Genomic DNA, 16,271 nt, shown 5'->3' with positions numbered 1-16,271 from the left:
GGTCTGGGCAATCGCGCTGCCCAGCCCATCGCCCAGGCGCAGCGCACCCGATGCGGCGAACATCAGCGCGATCAGGATCAGCGCCCCGCGCCCGGCCTGCCGCCGCCGTTTTCCCGGGGCGCGCGTCATTCCACCGCCTCGGCCGAGCCGCGCGGGCTGCGGCGCCGGATGAAGCGCAGACGGCGCTGGTCTTCGTCATCTTCAGGCGGGCGGGGGGCAGGGCCGGGTGGCGGCGCCGGAAGATCGTGCAGCGAGGCGACCATCAGCTCCAGCCGCTTGGCCAGCACATCGGCGCGATTCGTCAGCTCTTCCAGACGTTTCTCCGACGCGCCGGCCACGCCCTGCGCCTTTTCCAGCGCCCGCGTCATGTCGTCGACCTGGGCCGACAGCACGGCGATCGCCCCGCCCATGCCGCTTTCCAGCGTGGTGAAACGGCGCAGCCGCGCGGCCAGGACATAGCAATAGACCGCCGCCCCGATCGTGGCCGCCAGCAGCAGGGAATCCGAGATCAGCTGCACATCGCCCCCCTAGTTCAGGATGAATTCGGTGACCAGAAGATCGCGCACCCGCCCCTCGCCCGTGACGATCTGCACCCGGCGCAGCATCTGGGCGCGCAGCCGCACCATCGCGGCCGGATCTTCCAGATCGGTCATCGAGACCGCACGCAGATAGCTGTTCAGCACGTCAAGGATGCGCGGCATCAGCACCGTCACCTCGCCGGCATAGGATTTGGCGACTTCCAGCTGGGCGGTGAATTTCAGGTATTTGCTGCTGGATCCCGGCCCCAGCGACACAACCACGGGTTCGATCGGCACGAAGGCGATGTCGGGAAGCGGGTCGGGCGCTTCGGCGGCATGGTCGCCGCCTTCGCCCCCGGCATGGTCGCCGCCCAGGATCATGCCTGACCAGGTCGCGTAAAATCCGCCACCGCCCAGGGCCAGCATCAAGACCAGCCCCAGGATCAGCGGCAGTTTCGATTTCTTCTTCGGCGCCTCTTCGGGCGGGGCAGCGGTATCCGACACTTCGGCCTCCGTTCCGCGATCAGGCGAAAATAGACCGAAGGCCCCTAACCGATTGTTAAGCGAGACCCTTCAATGCTGACCCGGCGGGAAGGACTTCCGCAGGAGGGGAACGTGCAGAATCTGCTCTCGATCTGGACCGGGCTTTCCCCCAGGCGCAGGCTGTTCGTCGCCGGCGCCACGATTGCGGTGTTTCTGGCAGTGCTGGCGCTGGCGCGCATGGCCGGCGGGCCGCAGATGGCACTGCTTTATGCCGGGCTGGACGGGCGCGCCGCGGGTGAGGTGGTGGCGGCGCTGGACACGCGGGGCGTCGCCTATGAGGTGCGGGGCGATTCGATCTATGTCGATGTCACTGAACGCGACGCGCTGCGCATGGCGCTGGCGGGCGAAGGCCTGCCCTCGGCCGGTGGCGCCGGGTACGAGCTTCTGGATTCGCTGTCGGGCTTCGGCACCACAAGCCAGATGTTCGACGCCGCCTATTGGCGCGCGAAAGAGGGTGAGCTGGCCCGCACCATCCTGTCGGTGCCCGAAGTGCGCGCCGCGCGGGTGCATATCGCGCAAGGCCCGTCGGACCCGTTCCGCCGCGACATCCCTCCCACGGCCAGCGTGACCGTGACGACGGCGCGCGGCACGCTGAGCGAAGACCAGGCCCGGGCGCTGAAACACCTGGTCGCCTCGGCCGTGGCCGGGATGCGGCCCGAAGACGTGCAGGTGATCGACACGGTCGGCGGGCTGATCGCCGGGGCCGACGAAGACCCGGCCGGGGGCGGGGCGGCGGCCTCGGACCGGGCGGCTGAATTGCGCCAACGGGTGGAACGGCTGCTGGCGGCGCGGGTCGGGGCCGGCAAGGCGGTGGTCGAGGTGGCGGTGGATCTGATCACCGAAAGCGAACAGATCACCCAGCGCACGTTGGACCCGCAGGGGCGGGTGGCGATTTCCTCGGAAACCGAGGAATCCAGCAAGCAGGCGACCGAGCCCGCGGCCGATGTCACCGTGGCCTCGAACCTGCCGCAGGGCGCGGGCGGCACTGGATCGGGCGGCCAGTCGCAATCCAGCGACACGCGCGAGCGGGTGAATTACGAAGTGTCGGAAACCCAGCGCGCGCTGACCAAGGCGCCGGGCGGGGTCAAGCGGCTGACCGTGGCCGTGCTGGTCGACGGCACGCTGACCACCGCGCAGGACGGCACGCAAAGCTGGGCCGCCCGCAGCGAGGCAGAGCTGGCCGATCTGCGCGAATTGGTGGCCGCAGCGGTGGGGCTGGATGAAAGCCGCGGCGATATCCTGTCGATCAAATCGCTGGAATTCTCGCCCCTGCCCACTGACGGGACCGAGGCGCAGGCCAGCCTGTTCCCGCCCCTGGGCCCGATCGACGTGATGGCGGCGATCCAGATCGGCGTTCTGGCGCTGGTGGCGCTGGTCTTGGGCCTGTTCGTGCTGCGGCCGATCTTCACCTCGGCCCGGGGCGGGGCGATGGCCGCGCTGCCTGCCGGCACCACCCCGCTGGCGCTGCCCGGGGCGGAAGGCGCGATCGGGGGCGAGGCGCTGACCGGCGAGATCGACGATGGCTTTGCCCTGCCCGACCTGCCGATGGTCGACTTCATGTCCGAAGCCACGGCCGAGCCGCCGGAAGACCCGGCCGCCCGCCTGCGCCGGCTGATCGAGGAACGCCAGGCCGAGACGATCGAGATCCTGCGCGGCTGGCTGGAGCCCGAGGAGGAGCGCGCCTGATGCCGATGCCCAAGCTTGAGGTCTTCGATGCCGAAACGCGGCCGAAACCGGCCGCCGCCGCGGCCACGGTCGAAATCGGCGCCGTCGAAGAGGCCAAGCTTGCGGCCTATGAACAGGGCTACAAGGCGGGCTGGGACGATGCCGCCGCGGCGCAGTCGGAAGACCAGACCCGGATCCGCGCCGATCTGGCCCGCAATCTGCAGGCGCTGTCCTTCACCTATCAGGAAGCGCGGGCGCATATCCTGAAGGCGCTTGAGCCGCTGCTGACCGAGATGGCCGACCGGCTGCTGCCGGTCATGGCGCGCGAGACGCTGGCGCCTCTGGTGCTGGAACGGCTGATGCCCCTGGCCGAGGCGCTGGGCGATCAGCCGGCGGTCCTGGTGCTGAACCCCGGCATGCGCGAAGCGGTCGAGGGGCTGATCGAACAGGCGACCGGCCTGCCCCTGACGATCGAGGAAGAGCCGACCCTGGGCGAGGGTCAGGTCTATATCCGGCTCGGCGCGGCCGAGGCCAAGGTCGACCTGACCCGTGTCACCGCCGAAATCGCCACTGCCGTGCGCAGCTTCTTCAGCCTTGCCGAGGAGATATCGCCAAATGGATGACCTGACCGACACATCGCCCTTCGCCCAGGTCCCGATCGAGATCATCATCTCGGTCGGCCGCGCCCGACCCCTGGTGAAAGACCTGCTGCGCCTGTCGCGCGATGCCATCCTGCCGCTGGACCGCCGGGTCGATGATCCGGTGGAGCTGTATGTCGGCGACCGGCTGATCGCGCGCGGCGAATTGACCGAGCTTGAGGGCGAGAATTCCGGTCAGCTGGGCGTCAGGCTGACCGAAGTCGCCAATCTGAAGGGCGGATTGTGAGGCGCATCGGCCTTGCCCTGCTGCTGGCGCTGCTGCTGGCCGGCCCGGCGCTGGCGCAGGACATCACGCTGAACCTGGGCGAGGGCGAAAGCCTGGCCGCGCGGTCGGTGCAGCTTCTGGCGCTGATCACCGTTTTGTCGGTGGTGCCGGGGCTGGCGGTCATGGTGACCTGCTTTCCCTTCATCGTCACCGTCCTGTCGATCCTGCGCCAGGGCATCGGGCTGCAACAGGCACCGCCCAACATGCTAATCGTCAGCCTGGCGATGTTCCTGACCTGGTATGTCATGGACCCGGTCTTCACCGAAGCCTGGACCCGCGGGATCGAGCCCTTCACCCAGAACCGGCTGGACCTGACCCAGGCCTTTCTCGAAGCCGCAAAGCCGTTTCGCCTGTTCATGTCGGCCCGCATCGACCCCGAAACCTTCGCCACGCTGGACGCCCTGCGCCCGCGCCCGCCCGGCGCCATCGTCGACGCGCCGCTGTCGCTTCTGGTGCCGTCCTTCCTGCTGTCAGAGATTCAGCGCGCGTTTGAAATCGGCTTTCTGGTCTTCCTGCCCTTCCTGATCATCGACCTGGTCGTCTCGGCGATCCTGATGTCGATGGGGATGATGATGGTGCCGCCGGCGGTGGTGTCGCTGCCGTTCAAGCTGGCCTTCTTCGTCGTCGCCGACGGGTGGAGCCTGCTGGCCTCGGCGCTGGTGCGCAGCTACGGGCCCTAGCGTTCACGCAGCGCCTCGCGGCTTTTGTACAGGGGCTTGGTCAGATAGGTCAGCACCGTCTTGCCGCCGGTTTCCAGCTCGACCTCGGCCTGCATGCCGGGGCGGATCTCCATCTTCTTCTGCCGGTCGTTCAGCTGCGACAGGTCGACCTTCAGCGTCACGATGTAATGCGGATCGCCATCGGCGGCGCGCGAGCGTTCGTCGATGAACGTATCGGCGGAAACGAAGGTGACCTCGCCCTTCAAACTGCCCCAGATCGTGTAATCATAGGCCGACAGCTTCACCACCGCGCTCTGGCCCTGGCGCACCGCCGCAATGTCGCGCGGCTTGACCTTCGCATCGACGAACAACTCCTCGTCCAGCGGGATGATCTGCAGGATCTCTTCGCCCGGCCGCACCACCCCGCCAATGGTAGAAATCGCGATCTTGTTCACCACGCCGCGCATCGGCGCCACCAGATCGGTGCGCTTCAACTGGTCTTCAACGATCTTGCGCTTCTGCTTCAGCGAGGCCAGATCGCCCAGCGTCTGGGCATAGTCCTTGGCGCGGTCCAGCTCGACCTCGGTCACCACTTCGGCCAGACGCGCCGCCGCATCCTCGCGCAGCTTGCGGGCCCGCGTCACTTCGATCAGCGGCACGACCTCTTGCTTCAGCATGCGCTCCAGAATGTCCAGTTCCTTCTCGGTCTGGTCCAGAACCGCCTGCGCCCCGGCGCGGCGCGCCGCCAGATCCTCGCTGCGCGCCTTCAGCAACGTGGCTTCGGACGCCACGATCTCGGGCACCCGCGCCGCCAGATCCCTGGGCACCAGGAACTTCGCCTCGCCGCGCATCTCGGCCTCGATCCGCAGCTTGCGGATCTCCAGCCCGGCGATCTGATCGGCGAAATCGTCGACCTCCGACTGATATTGCGTCGCCTGCAACCGGCCCAGGATCTGGCCGGGCTGCACCACATCGCCTTCCGCCACCGACAGTTCCGCCAGTATCCCGCCTTCCAGGTTCTGGATGATCTGCGGCCGCGACGACGACACGACCGTGCCCGAGGCGCGGACGATTTCATCCACCCAGGCCAGCGACGCCCAGATCAGGAACACCACCAGCGCCGCGGCGATGGCCCAGATCACTGCCGAGGGGCGGCGGCGGGTTTCGTAATCTTCGGTCCAGACGGTCATGCGCCGGCCCCCGCGGCCTGGGCCCCCGACGCCTGGGCTTTCGCAAGATGCGCCAGAACCGCATCCTTCGGCCCATCCACCGCCAGCCGGCCATTCTGCAGGATCAGCGTCCGCGTGGTCAGCTGCAGGATCGGCACGCGATGGGTGGCAATCACCGCCGTGCGCCCTTCGAGCCACAGCTTCAGCCGCGACACCAGCGTCGCCTCCAGCGTCTGGTCCAGCGCCGCCGTCGGTTCATCCAGCAGCACGACGCGCGGATCCTGCAGCCACAGCCGCGCCCAGCCGATCGACTGGCGCTGACCGACCGACAGGCCCTCGCCCAATTCGCGGATCTCCAGATCCAGCCCGCGCGGATGGTTGCGCACGAAGGGGCCAAGCCCGGCGAAATCCAGCGCCGCCAGCAGCCGGTCGTCGCTGCGTTCCAGCTGGTTCATGTTCAGATTGTCGCGAATCGTGCCGGCGATCAGCCGCACTTCCTGGCCCAGATAGCCGATGCCACGGCGCAGATCGCGCGGATGGATCTGGCCCAGATCCAGCCCGTCAATCAGGATGCGGCCCTTCGACGGCTCGTAAAGCCCGGCCAGCAGCCGCAGCAGCGTCGATTTGCCCGACCCATTGGCGCCCAGAACCGCAACATGCTGGCCGGCCGGAATGGCGGCGGCGTTGATATCCACCGTGGGCGCGCTTTGCGGATCATAGCGGAATTCCACATGGCGCAGCTCGAACGCGCCGGTCAGCCGGTCGCGGCGCAGATAACGGCGGCCCGGCTCTTCGGCCTGACGCGCCCCGGCCACGGCATCCAGCGCGATCAGAGCCGCTTTCACCTGGCTCCACCGCGCCATCAGCGCGGCGACCTGCGCCAGGGGGCCCAGGGTGCGCCCGGTCAGGATGCCGATGGCGATGATCGTGCCCACCGTGAACTGGCCGGCGAACACCAGATAGGTGCCCACCACCACCGCGGCGATATAGGTCGCCTGCTGCACCCCGGCGGCCCAGGTCGACAGTAGCGTCGTCAGATGCTTCTGGTCGGCATTCTTAGCGGCGGAAAGCGTCACCAACTCGGCCCAAATCCGCTTTACCCGCGCTTCGCCGCGTTGGGTGGTGACGGTTTCATGCTCGAACACCGCTTCCTGCAGCAGCTTCGCCGCGCGCAGCGAGGCGCCCTGCGTCGATTGCGTCAGCGCGACCATCCGGCGCTGCATCAGGAAGCCCGGCACCACCATCAGCGCGCCGCCCAGCAGCAGCACCAGAACCAGCGGCCCACCGATCGAGGCGACCAGCGCCAGGAAGACCAGAAGAAAGGGCAGATCGGCCAAAGTGCCTATCGTGGCCGAGGTGAAGAATTCGCGCACCTGGCTGAAATCCCGCATGGCGGTGAACAGTTCCGAGGGCCGCCGCTCGCCCGGACCCATCTTCATGCCCAGCAGCCGGTCCATCAGCCGGCCCTGCACCGCATGTTCGATGCGGCGGCCGGTGCTTTCCATCAGCGCGGCGCGGGCCAGTTTCAGCACCCCCTCCAGCCCCACCGCCAGCAGGACGCCCAGCGCCAGAACCCACAGCGTCGCCTCGCTTTGATAGGGGATCACCCGGTCATAGACCTGCAGCGAGAACAGCGCGACGGCAACCGCCAGCAGGTTCGCCACCAGCGATCCGGCGGCGACTTCGGCAAAGGCGCGGCGGTGCTGCGCGAATTCGCCCCAGAACCAGTGCGGCGCCGTGCGCGCGGGCACATGGCGGCGTTCCAGATCGGCCAATCGCAGGCCCGCCTGCAGGATTCGGCCGGAATAGTGACACATGAACGCATCAAGCGCGACTTCGGCCCGCAGATCCGGCGCGTCGGGATCATACAGCTCGGGCCCGATTTCGGTCAGGCGCAGGATCAGCACGATCTGGCCATTGCGCAACTCGGCCAGGGCCGGCCAGCCTTCGGCGGGCAGGTCGGGCGCCGGAACAAGGCGCGCGCCCAGCCCACCGGCGCGCAGGGCCCCGGCAAGCTCGGTCAGGCCCGGCACCGCGGCTGTCCCGCGCTGCAGATGGTCGCGCAGATCGGCCGCGGGCAGATCGCAGCCCAGAAGCCCGGCATAGACCGATCCCAGCTGCGCCAGACCCGCCAGATCCTCATCCTCGGGGTCGGGCGGCGCAGGTGCGGGCGGCGCGGGCCGGGCGCCTGCCGGCGCAAGCTGCGCGGCATTCACATCGAAGGAAATGATCCGATCCGCGGTCACATCGACGCTCCATCGACCAGAACCCCGCGCAGGGCGGCAATCTGCAGCCGCGCCCGGGCAATTTCATAGCGCAGACTGGCCTGATCGCGCCGCATCTTCACCAGCGACTCGAACTGGCCCACCAGTTCGATCAGCGTGCGGCCGCCGGCCTTGTACTGTTCGGTGAACAGATCCAGATTCGTCTCTGTTGCGGCCAAAACCGCAGCACCTTGTGCCTGTTCGACGGTCAGGCTGGCAATGTCGCGCTGTAGGGACAGGATCTTGCGGGCGCTGTCGCGGCCGGTTTCTTCCACCTGACGCCGGGCGACTTCCTCGCCCTCGGCCAGGGCCTGCAGCTTGGCCCGATGGCCGAACCCGAAGGCCTCGCCATCGACGGCAACCGTGGTGGACAGCCCGCCATCCAGCCCCAGCCCCGCTTCGGCCGCCAGACCGGGCCGCAGCCCGGCCCGCGCCAGGCGCAATTCGGCCAGGGTCCGCGCGGCCTCGCCCCGGGCCTTCAGCACCGCCAAGGCTTCGGGCGTTTCGGCATCGTCCGGCAGCACCGACAGGCCCGAGGCCGCAGCGACCGGCCCGCCAGCCAGCGCGCTGAGTTCCGCCAAGGCGGTCAGACGGCCCTCTTCGGCGCTGGCCAGCGTGGCCTGCATTTCCGCGCGCTTCTGGCTGATCAGCCGATATTCCGACTTGTCCGAAAGCCCGCCCTCAAAGCGCACCCGGACGATCCGTTCGAATTCGTCCATGCGGGCCAGCGCCGTGCGGGTGATCGCGGCCAGATCCGCGGCACGTTCTGCCTCGATATACAGGCTCAGGCCTTCATAGACCCTGTTGTTCAACTCGGTCGCCAGCGTCACCGCCGCCACTTCGACATCGGCGGCCGCCAGATCGCGTTCGGCCCGGCGCCGGCCATTGTCGAACAGCGCCTGATCCAGGACCAGCCCGGCCACGATCGAGGACAGCGAGGTCAGGCTGACATCCGGCCCGATCTTCGGCAGCCAGTTCTTCGACCGCGCCTCGGCGGTCAGCCGCTTGACCCGCAGCGCGGATTCGGCCGATGCGGCGCTGGCCTGCAGCACCGCATCGGCCACGATGCGATAGGCGCTGCCCGGGGCCAGAACCGAGCGGCGCGCCTGAAGCGCGGGGAACAGGGTGGAAACCACCTCGCCCCGCGCGGTCAGTTCCGGGGCGACCAGCGCCGGATCGCCCGGCGCCAGTGCGGTTCTTGAAGCCTGCGGCGCGTCGCCCTGGCCCATGCAGCCGGCCAGCGCCAGGGTCAGGGCCGCGGCGCCGATCCGGTCCTTCGGGGTGCGGAACATCCCGGTGATCCCGGCCTTACCTTAGATCACCGTGGTCTGGATGTCCTCGTCCACCAGAACGGTCCGGCCGCCCAGGCTGTAGACATCGTAGGTTTCGCCGTCGATCACCTGGCTTGCGCCGGTCGCGGTGGCGCTGGACAGGGCCACGTGATCGTCCGAGCCGCCCTTGACCAGCAGATCGTGATCGCTGCCGCTGAGCCGGGCCAGATCGCCGGCGGTCAGCGTCAGATGCGCCTCGGGGGCAAAGGTCAGGTCGATGGCCGACAGGTCGAACCCGCCCAGACCCGCGCGGTCCAGATCGACATCCACCGCCGCCGAGTTGTCGACGATCAGCAGGGTCGAGGTGTGGTTGCCCGCCGCATCGCCGGTGTTGATCACCAGATAGGTGCCATCCGGCACGGTCTGGGTCAGCCGGAACTCGGTTTCGCCATAGAAGGTGTCGTCCTGGCGGGTCGCGCCGATCGTCTGCGTGCTGCCATCGCTGTTGACCGCGGTGAAGCTGTAGGTGTCGTCGGTCAGCTCGGTGCCGATGCCGCGCAGCCCGGCGCTGGTGCGCGAGAAGCTGATGACCTCGGGGATGCCGGGCAGAACCGTGTCATAGGCGAAGCTGTCGCTGAAAGTGGCGGTGTTGCCGGCCGGGTCGGTCGCGGTGAAGGTGACGCTGGCATTGCCCTCGCCGCTGGGCAGATCGGCCGCGCCGAAGGCCACGGTCCAGCTGCCATCGGTGCCGGCGGTCACGGTCTTGCTTCCGCCCGAGGACATCGCGACCACCACGGTCGAGCTGGGTTCGACCGTGCCCGAGAAGACCAGGCCCGCCGCGGTTTCCTGGGCGTTCAGCACCCCGTCGCCGCCGATCGCGCCGCCGCTGCGCGCGAAGTCGCGGACGAAAGTGTCGATGACCACGGTTTCGCTGCGCGTCGCGACGTTGCCGATCGCGTCGGTTGCGGTGACGCTGAGCGCCGCGGTGGTTTCGCCCGAGGGCAGCTGCCCCGGCGGGATCACCGCGGTCCAGCTGCCATCGGCCGCGACGGTGGCGGTGACACTGGCGCCGCCGCTCAGCTTCAGGGTGACGGTCGAGCCCGGCTCGACCGTGCCGGTCACGGTCAGGCCATTGGCGGCTTCAGCCGCGTTCAGCACCTGGTCGGCGCCGGTCGACAGTTTGGTGATCGAGAAGGGCGCGACTTCGGTGTCGACATGGATGACATGGCTGGCGGTCGCGGTGTTGCCGGCCGCATCGGTCGAAACGACGGTCGCGGTGCTGTCATAGGTGCCGGCCGAATAGTCGCCCGCGGCATAGCTGGCCGACCATTCGCCCGTGCCCGAGGCGGTCACCGTGCGGGTGACACCCTGGAAGGTGACCTCGACCGTGGCGCCCGGCTCGGCGGTGCCGGTCAGGGTCAGCCCGGCGCCGCGTTCGCTGCCCGAGACGATGCTGTCGCCGCCGGCCTGGCTGGCGTTGAAGGCCACCGAGGTTTCGGTGTCGACCGTGACCAGCCGCGTGGCGCTGGCGGTGTTGCCGGCCGCATCGGTCGCGGTGACCGTGGCGGTCGAGGCATAGCTGCCGCCCGGAACCGCGCCTGCCGGGAAGGTCACCGACCAGCTGCCATTGGCGGCAACCGTGGCCGGCAGGGTGGTGCCGTTCCAGCTGACCTGAACCGTGGCGCCGGCCTCGGCCGTGCCGGTCAGCGTCACGCCAGCCGCCGCTTCGGTCGCGTTGACCACATCGTCAACCGCAACCGGCGTGGTCGCGAAGGCCACCGAAGTGGTGGTGTCGACGCGGAACGTATGGGTCTGGGTGTTGGTGTTGCCGGCCCAGTCGGTGGTGGTCGCCGTGACGGTGGCGTCATATTCGCCCGCCGTCAGCGTGCCCGCCGCCCAGGTGGCCGTCCAGCTGCCATCGCTGCCCACGGTCACGGTCTGGGTAACGCCTTGCAGCGTCACCTCCAGCACGGCGCCGGCGGTCGAGCTGCCGGTGATCGAGAAGCCAGCGCCATTCTCGCCCGCGTTCACGGTATTGTCCGCAGTGACCGCATCGAAGCCGATCGGGTCGGCCAGCGTGTCGACAACCAGCGTGTCGGTGATGACGGTCGCATTGCCCAGCGCATCGGTGGCGGTAACCGTCATCGGGAACTGGTGTTCGCCCTCGGGCACCTGGCTGGTCGGGAAGGTCACCGACCAGGTCCCGGTTTCGCCGATCGTGGTGGTCTGGCTGTGGCCGTTCACGTTGACCGTGACGGTCGCGCCGACTTCGCCCGCGCCGCGGATCGTGACGCCATCGGCATATTCCGCCGCATTCTCGACATCGCCGGTGCTTTGCACGCCTTCGGTGATCGACACGGCCGGCGGGGTCAGGTCAAGGATGAAGGTCGGCCCGTCCAGCACTTCGGTCGTGCCGTCGCCATGGGTGAAGGTGACTTCGGTTTCATGATTGCCGTCGGCGGGCAGCCCGTCTTCGGGGAAGGTCACCTGCCAGGTGCCGTTTTCGCCAATCGTGGTGGTCTGGGTCTGGTCGCCGATCTTGACCACGACCTGGTCGCCCGGCTCGCCCGTGCCCGAGACATGCAGTGTCGGGTCTTCGGTATTGGTCGTGACCGTATGCGACGAGGTCGGATCATCGACCGTGGGCGCCGCCGGGCCCGAGCCATTGCCGCCACCACCGCCGCCGCCGCCCGCAACGACGCCGCCGACGATCACCGCACCTGCCGCCGCCGCGCCGGCGCCGCCAAGGCCCAGAAGGCCGGGCACGAACATCGCCATGCCGGCCGGATCGTCCGAAGCGCCCTGCACCATGGCCAGATCGTCGGATTGGGCGAAGCGCAGATCGTCCAGCGTCGAGAACTTGTCCCAGCCATCGGCCGGGCCATAGGCCACCTGAACCGTGCCGGCATTGCCCGGGGTCAATTCAACGGCAATCACTTCGCCATTCTGCGACAGGTAAAGCTGATTTGCCTCGCCCACGGTATTGAAATAGCCGTCCAGCGTGATTTCACGCCCATCGACCAGGGTAATCACCAGATCATCGCCATGCTTTGCATAGCCGGTGATGCTTTGGCGTGCGAGATTCAATGAAATCTCGTCGCCGATCCCCATTTGCACGACGCTGTTCGCCGCATTTCCAGAAACGGTACCATGCACCACTCCGCCCGCAGAATCGCGGACGGCGAAATCAATCGCCTTGACCATATCACTACTCCGCCTCAGACAGTCGGTTCTATGCCGACATGTTGTGTTTCAGGCTGCCTGTCAGCCCATATTGGAAAACTGGATATCCAAGTTTGTGTGATATTTCTAGTGGGTATGGGGTGAAATTGATGTAACGGGCCGATTTTTCCCCCTCGGCCCGCCCATTTACAACCGGAAGATGTTATTCACATCGGATCAAACAATCCGAAGGCGCAGACCCTCGGCATCGAAATGGAATTGCCGTTGCGGCTCTGGTGAAAGATACAGCGTCTCGCCCATGATAAAATCATGTTCCCCGAAAAGCCGCAGGGTCAGCAGGCCATGCAGGGCGGATTTCACATAGGCCAGGGTTTCGCCGCCCAGCTTCTCGACATGGCTGACCTGGCCTTCAATCGCGCCGGCGCTGCGCGAGACCTGCAGATGTTCGGGCCGCACGCCCAAAGTCGCGCCCGGCGCCGACAGGGCCGGGGCGTTCAGGAAATTCATCTGCGGCGAGCCGATGAAGCCCGCGACAAACAGATTGTCGGGGTCATTGTACAGATCCATCGGCCGGCCGGTCTGTTCGACCTTGCCCGCGCGCAGGACAACGATCCTGTCGGCCAAGGTCATCGCCTCGACCTGGTCATGGGTCACATAGATCATCGTGGCGCCCAGATCGCGATGCAGGCGGGCGATTTCGATCCGCGTCGCCACCCGCAGCGCGGCATCCAGATTCGACAGCGGCTCGTCGAACAGGAACAGCTTCGGGGTGCGCACGATCGCCCGGCCGATCGCCACGCGCTGCCGCTGCCCGCCCGACAGTTCCGCCGGCCGTCGGTCCATCAGGGGCTCCAGCGCCAGCATCTGCGCGGCCTTGTCGGTGGCGGCGCGGATCTCGGCCTTGCCGATCCCGGCCTGTTTCAGCGCCAGGCCCATGTTGTCGCGCACGGTCAGGTGCGGATAGAGCGCATAGCTTTGGAACACCATCGCCAGTTCGCGCCGGGCCGGGGCCACATCATTGACCCGCACCCCATCCAGCAGGATATCGCCGGCTGATGCGTCTTCCAGCCCGGCGATGATGCGCAGCAGCGTTGACTTCCCGCAGCCCGAAGGCCCGACGAAGACGCAGAATTCGCCATCCTCGACCCGCAGGTCGACGCCCTTGATCACCTCGGTCGCGCCAAAGCGCTTGGTGATCCCCTTCAGCTCAAGCGCGCCCATCGGCCCCTCACAGTTTCACCGGCTGGCCCGAGCGGACGCTTTCATCCGCCGCAAGACAGACCGCAAGCGACCGCACCGCATCTTCCATATGCCGGGTCAGGTCGATGTCTTCCTTGATCGCGCGGGCCATGAAGGCCTGCTCTCGTTCGCACAGCTCTTGATGCCCCGGCTCATCCGCCATGTTCAGATCCTGATCCGGTTGGCCGACCCGATGTATCCGCAGCATCGAGGTTTTCGTATGCGTGTCGTGATCATCCGACTTCGCGCTTTCCGGCATGCGGATCGACACCGCGCCATTGGGCGAGACCACGTCTTTCACGAAAAACGCGGTGTCCGACATCATCGGCCCCCAGCCGGCCTCATACCAGCCGACCGAGCCATCGGCGAAGATCACCTGGAAATGCCCGTAATTGTACATGTCCTGCGGAATCTCGTTCGACAGGCGCAGCCCCATGCCGCGCACCTCGACCGGCGGCGCATCGGTGATCTGGCACATCACATCCACATAATGCACACCGCAATCGACGATGGGGCTGGTGGTCTGCATCAGCTGCTTATGTACCTCCCAGGTCGGGCCCGCGCTTTGCTGGTTCAGGTTCAGCCGGAACACATAGGGCCCGCCCAGGGCCCGCGCCTCGGCGATCATCCGCATCCAGCTGGGATGGTGGCGCAGGATATAGCCGACCACCAGCTTGCGCCCGGTCGCCTTCGCGCAATCCACCACCCGCCGCGCCTCGGCCACCGTCATCGCCAGGGGCTTTTCCACGAAGACATGCGCCCCCGCCTCCATCGCGGCCACGGCGAAATCGGCATGGCTGTCGGTATAGGTCGCCACGCAGACCAGATCGGGTTTCAGCCGTGTCAGAGCCTGATGGAAATCGGGCGTGACCTCATATCCGGCCAGATCCGGGTCCAGCCGCGGGGTCGAGCGGTTGACCAGCCCGACCAGATCGAAATCAGGGTCGCGATGATAGGCCAGTGCATGGCTGCGGCCCATATTGCCCAGCCCGGCCACCAGAGTGCGGATCATTTGACGGCTCCTGCAGTGATGCCGCGGATCAACTGCCGCGAGAAGACAAGGTACAGCACCAGAACCGGCAGGATCGCCAGCGACAGCGCCGCCAGAACCGCATTCCAGTTGGTGACGAACTGCCCGATGAAAACCTGGGCGCCCAGCGTCACCGTCTTGGTCTCTTCGGCCGGGGCCAGGATCAGCGGGAACCACAGGTCGTTCCAGATCGGGATCATGGTAAAGACCGCGACGGTTGCCATGGCCGGGCGCACCAAAGGCAGCACCAGCCGGAAGAAGATCGCATATTCGGAAAGCCCGTCGATCCGCCCGGCATTCTTCAGGTCATCCGAGACCGACTTCATGAATTCCGACAGGATGAACACCGACAGCGGCAGGCCTTGAGCGGTGTAAACCAGGATCAGCGCGGTCAGCGTGTTCACCAGCCCGCTGGCCACCATGATCTCAAGGATCGCGACCGTGCCCAGCCGGATCGGAATCATGATCCCCAGCGCCAGATACAGGCCCATCAGCAGATTGCCGCGAAAGCGGTATTCCGACAGGGCAAAGGCCGCCATCGCCCCGAACAGCAGCACGCAGAACAGGCTGGCGCAGGTCACGATCATCGAATTCTGGAAATACAGCAGGAAATCGCCCTGTTTCATCACCGTCTGATAGCCCACCAGATCGAATGTGCCGGGGCCGGGCAGCGCCAGCGGATCGGCGAAAATCGCCTTGCGGCTTTTGAAGCTGTTGATGACGATCACGAAAACCGGGAACAGCGCGATCACCGTATAGGCGATCAGCGCGGCATGGGCGGCGATGCTGCGGCCCAGATGGGAACGGGCGTGGGCCATCAGAACTGATACCTCCGCAGCCGGGTCTGAATGCCGAACAGGTACAGGCAGACGCCGATCAGGATGATGCCGAACATCGCCCCGGCAATGGCCGAACCCATATAGGGATCGCCGGTCTGCAGCTGGAAGCCAAAGAAGGTACGGTACAGGAAGGTGCCCAGAATGTCGGTGGCGTAATTCGGGCCCGCCAGCGCGCCCTGCGCCACGTAGATCAGATCGAAAGCATTGAAATTGCCCACGAAAGTCAGGATCGAGATGATGCCGATCGCCGGCAGGATCAAGGGCAGCTTGATCTTCCAGAACTGCGACCAGCCAGTGATCCCGTCCATTTCCGCGGCCTCCAGCACCTCGTCGGGAATGCTCAGCAGGGCGGCATAGATCAGCATCATCGGAATGCCGACGAATTGCCAGACCGACACCAGCGCCAGCGCGGTCAGGGCGTATTCCTCTTTCCCCAGCCAGGGCGCGAACAGCGATTTCAGCCCCACCGCATCCAGCATCCCGGGCGCGATGCCCCAGATCGGCGACAGGATCAGCTTCCAGACGAAGCCCACGATCACGAAGGACAGAATGGTCGGAACGAAGATCGCCGTGCGGTAGACGGCCGCCATCCGCAGCTTCGGCGAAGACAGCAAGGCCGCCAGCGCAATGCCGATCGGGTTCTGCACCAACATATGGATCAGGAAGAACCACAGATTGTTGCCCAGCGCATTCCAGAACGCATCCGACCACAGCGCCTCGCCGAACAGCCGCCGGAAATTGCCCAGGCCCACAAAGACCCGCGCCCCCGCCTCAAGATTGAACAGGCTCTGCGCCAGCGTCCCGAACAGCGGGATGATCATCAGCGCCGTATAAACCGCCACGGCGGGTGCCAGGAACACTGCGATATGCCACCGCACCGGCCGCCCCTGCGCCATGCCATCGCCCCTCTTCATCTGTCCAAAAATATCCCGGGGGGTCCGGGGGGCTGGCCCCCCGGTCTTCGCCT

At 66.9% G+C, this 16,271-nt stretch carries 14 protein-coding genes; 4 read left to right on the top strand and 10 right to left on the bottom strand.

Annotated elements, in window-relative coordinates; translation table 11 throughout:
- Positions 1-125: 125 nt before the first annotated feature.
- Together K1Y73_RS11090 and K1Y73_RS11085 are read right to left on the bottom strand one after the other, a co-directional pair.
- Entirely contained in the window at positions 126-518 is a 393-nt protein-coding gene (locus K1Y73_RS11090) for a hypothetical protein (protein WP_225028363.1), read from the bottom strand.
- Between the two features lie 9 nt (positions 519-527).
- On the bottom strand, positions 528-1,022 hold the full coding sequence (locus K1Y73_RS11085; protein WP_225028362.1) for a flagellar basal body-associated FliL family protein: 495 nt from the start codon (positions 1,020-1,022) through the stop codon (positions 528-530).
- Positions 1,023-1,094: 72 nt separating this feature from the next.
- On the opposite strand from K1Y73_RS11085, the gene fliF reads away from it, so the two are divergent.
- From fliF to fliP, 4 genes are read left to right on the top strand one after another with little or no spacing between them, the layout of a single operon-like run.
- The gene (fliF, locus tag K1Y73_RS11080; protein ID WP_404819083.1) at positions 1,095-2,747 is read left to right on the top strand and encodes a flagellar basal-body MS-ring/collar protein FliF; all 1,653 of its coding nucleotides are present in this window, start codon (positions 1,095-1,097) and stop codon (positions 2,745-2,747) included.
- Positions 2,747-3,349 carry a FliH/SctL family protein gene (locus K1Y73_RS11075; RefSeq protein ID WP_225028360.1) on the top strand — a complete coding sequence of 201 codons (603 nt, stop codon included), beginning with the start codon at positions 2,747-2,749 and terminating at the stop codon, positions 3,347-3,349. The genes fliF and K1Y73_RS11075 overlap by 1 nt, the downstream gene beginning before the upstream one ends.
- Entirely contained in the window at positions 3,342-3,611 is a 270-nt protein-coding gene (locus K1Y73_RS11070; protein WP_225028359.1) for a FliM/FliN family flagellar motor switch protein, read from the top strand. The genes K1Y73_RS11075 and K1Y73_RS11070 overlap by 8 nt, the downstream gene beginning before the upstream one ends.
- Positions 3,608-4,330, top strand: a complete 723-nt coding sequence (gene fliP, locus K1Y73_RS11065) for a flagellar type III secretion system pore protein FliP (RefSeq protein ID WP_225028358.1) — start codon at positions 3,608-3,610, stop codon at positions 4,328-4,330. Before K1Y73_RS11070 ends, fliP begins: the two co-directional genes overlap by 4 nt.
- On the opposite strand, the gene K1Y73_RS11060 is transcribed toward fliP, so the two are convergent.
- The 8 genes from K1Y73_RS11060 to K1Y73_RS11025 form a co-directional block, all read right to left on the bottom strand.
- On the bottom strand, positions 4,327-5,499 hold the full coding sequence (locus tag K1Y73_RS11060; RefSeq protein WP_225028357.1) for an HlyD family efflux transporter periplasmic adaptor subunit: 1,173 nt from the start codon (positions 5,497-5,499) through the stop codon (positions 4,327-4,329). The two genes, fliP and K1Y73_RS11060, sit on opposite strands and share 4 nt — an antisense overlap.
- Positions 5,496-7,724, bottom strand: coding sequence for an ATP-binding cassette domain-containing protein (locus tag K1Y73_RS11055; RefSeq protein WP_225028356.1), 2,229 nt, complete (start codon positions 7,722-7,724; stop codon positions 5,496-5,498). Before K1Y73_RS11055 ends, K1Y73_RS11060 begins: the two co-directional genes overlap by 4 nt.
- Positions 7,721-9,034 (bottom strand): TolC family protein, encoded by a 1,314-nt coding sequence (locus K1Y73_RS11050; protein ID WP_225028355.1) that lies wholly within the window; start codon positions 9,032-9,034, stop codon positions 7,721-7,723. Before K1Y73_RS11050 ends, K1Y73_RS11055 begins: the two co-directional genes overlap by 4 nt.
- 21 nt (positions 9,035-9,055) lie before the next feature.
- The gene (locus K1Y73_RS11045; protein ID WP_225028354.1) at positions 9,056-12,100 is read right to left on the bottom strand and encodes an Ig-like domain-containing protein; all 3,045 of its coding nucleotides are present in this window, start codon (positions 12,098-12,100) and stop codon (positions 9,056-9,058) included.
- Positions 12,101-12,412: 312 nt separating this feature from the next.
- Positions 12,413-13,417: an ABC transporter ATP-binding protein gene (locus K1Y73_RS11040; protein ID WP_225028353.1), complete on the bottom strand. Its 1,005-nt coding sequence runs from the start codon at positions 13,415-13,417 to the stop codon at positions 12,413-12,415.
- Between the two features lie 7 nt (positions 13,418-13,424).
- Entirely contained in the window at positions 13,425-14,447 is a 1,023-nt protein-coding gene (locus K1Y73_RS11035) for a Gfo/Idh/MocA family protein (RefSeq protein ID WP_225028352.1), read from the bottom strand.
- On the bottom strand, positions 14,444-15,283 hold the full coding sequence (locus K1Y73_RS11030; RefSeq protein WP_225028351.1) for a carbohydrate ABC transporter permease: 840 nt from the start codon (positions 15,281-15,283) through the stop codon (positions 14,444-14,446). Before K1Y73_RS11030 ends, K1Y73_RS11035 begins: the two co-directional genes overlap by 4 nt.
- Complete coding sequence (locus K1Y73_RS11025; protein WP_225028364.1) at positions 15,283-16,200, bottom strand: carbohydrate ABC transporter permease; 918 nt, start codon at positions 16,198-16,200, stop codon at positions 15,283-15,285. The genes K1Y73_RS11030 and K1Y73_RS11025 overlap by 1 nt, the downstream gene beginning before the upstream one ends.
- Positions 16,201-16,271 lie beyond the last annotated feature (71 nt).

The organism is Xinfangfangia pollutisoli (assembly GCF_020179405.1).
GTDB classification, from domain to species: domain Bacteria; phylum Pseudomonadota; class Alphaproteobacteria; order Rhodobacterales; family Rhodobacteraceae; genus Pseudogemmobacter; species Pseudogemmobacter pollutisoli.
Note: the sequence above shows the minus strand (reverse complement) of the source record. Positions and strands in the feature narration are given on the sequence as shown.

Coding starts and splice junctions, on each gene's coding strand:
- K1Y73_RS11075 (WP_225028360.1), top strand. CDS start 2,747: ATGCCGATGCCCAAGCTTGAGGTCTTCGATGCCGAAACGCGGCCGAAA.
- K1Y73_RS11030 (WP_225028351.1), bottom strand. CDS start 15,283: ATGGCCCACGCCCGTTCCCATCTGGGCCGCAGCATCGCCGCCCATGCC.
- K1Y73_RS11070 (WP_225028359.1), top strand. CDS start 3,342: ATGGATGACCTGACCGACACATCGCCCTTCGCCCAGGTCCCGATCGAG.
- fliF (WP_404819083.1), top strand. CDS start 1,095: ATGCTGACCCGGCGGGAAGGACTTCCGCAGGAGGGGAACGTGCAGAAT.
- K1Y73_RS11050 (WP_225028355.1), bottom strand. CDS start 9,034: ATGTTCCGCACCCCGAAGGACCGGATCGGCGCCGCGGCCCTGACCCTG.
- K1Y73_RS11060 (WP_225028357.1), bottom strand. CDS start 5,499: ATGACCGTCTGGACCGAAGATTACGAAACCCGCCGCCGCCCCTCGGCA.
- K1Y73_RS11035 (WP_225028352.1), bottom strand. CDS start 14,447: ATGATCCGCACTCTGGTGGCCGGGCTGGGCAATATGGGCCGCAGCCAT.
- K1Y73_RS11040 (WP_225028353.1), bottom strand. CDS start 13,417: ATGGGCGCGCTTGAGCTGAAGGGGATCACCAAGCGCTTTGGCGCGACC.
- K1Y73_RS11025 (WP_225028364.1), bottom strand. CDS start 16,200: ATGGCGCAGGGGCGGCCGGTGCGGTGGCATATCGCAGTGTTCCTGGCA.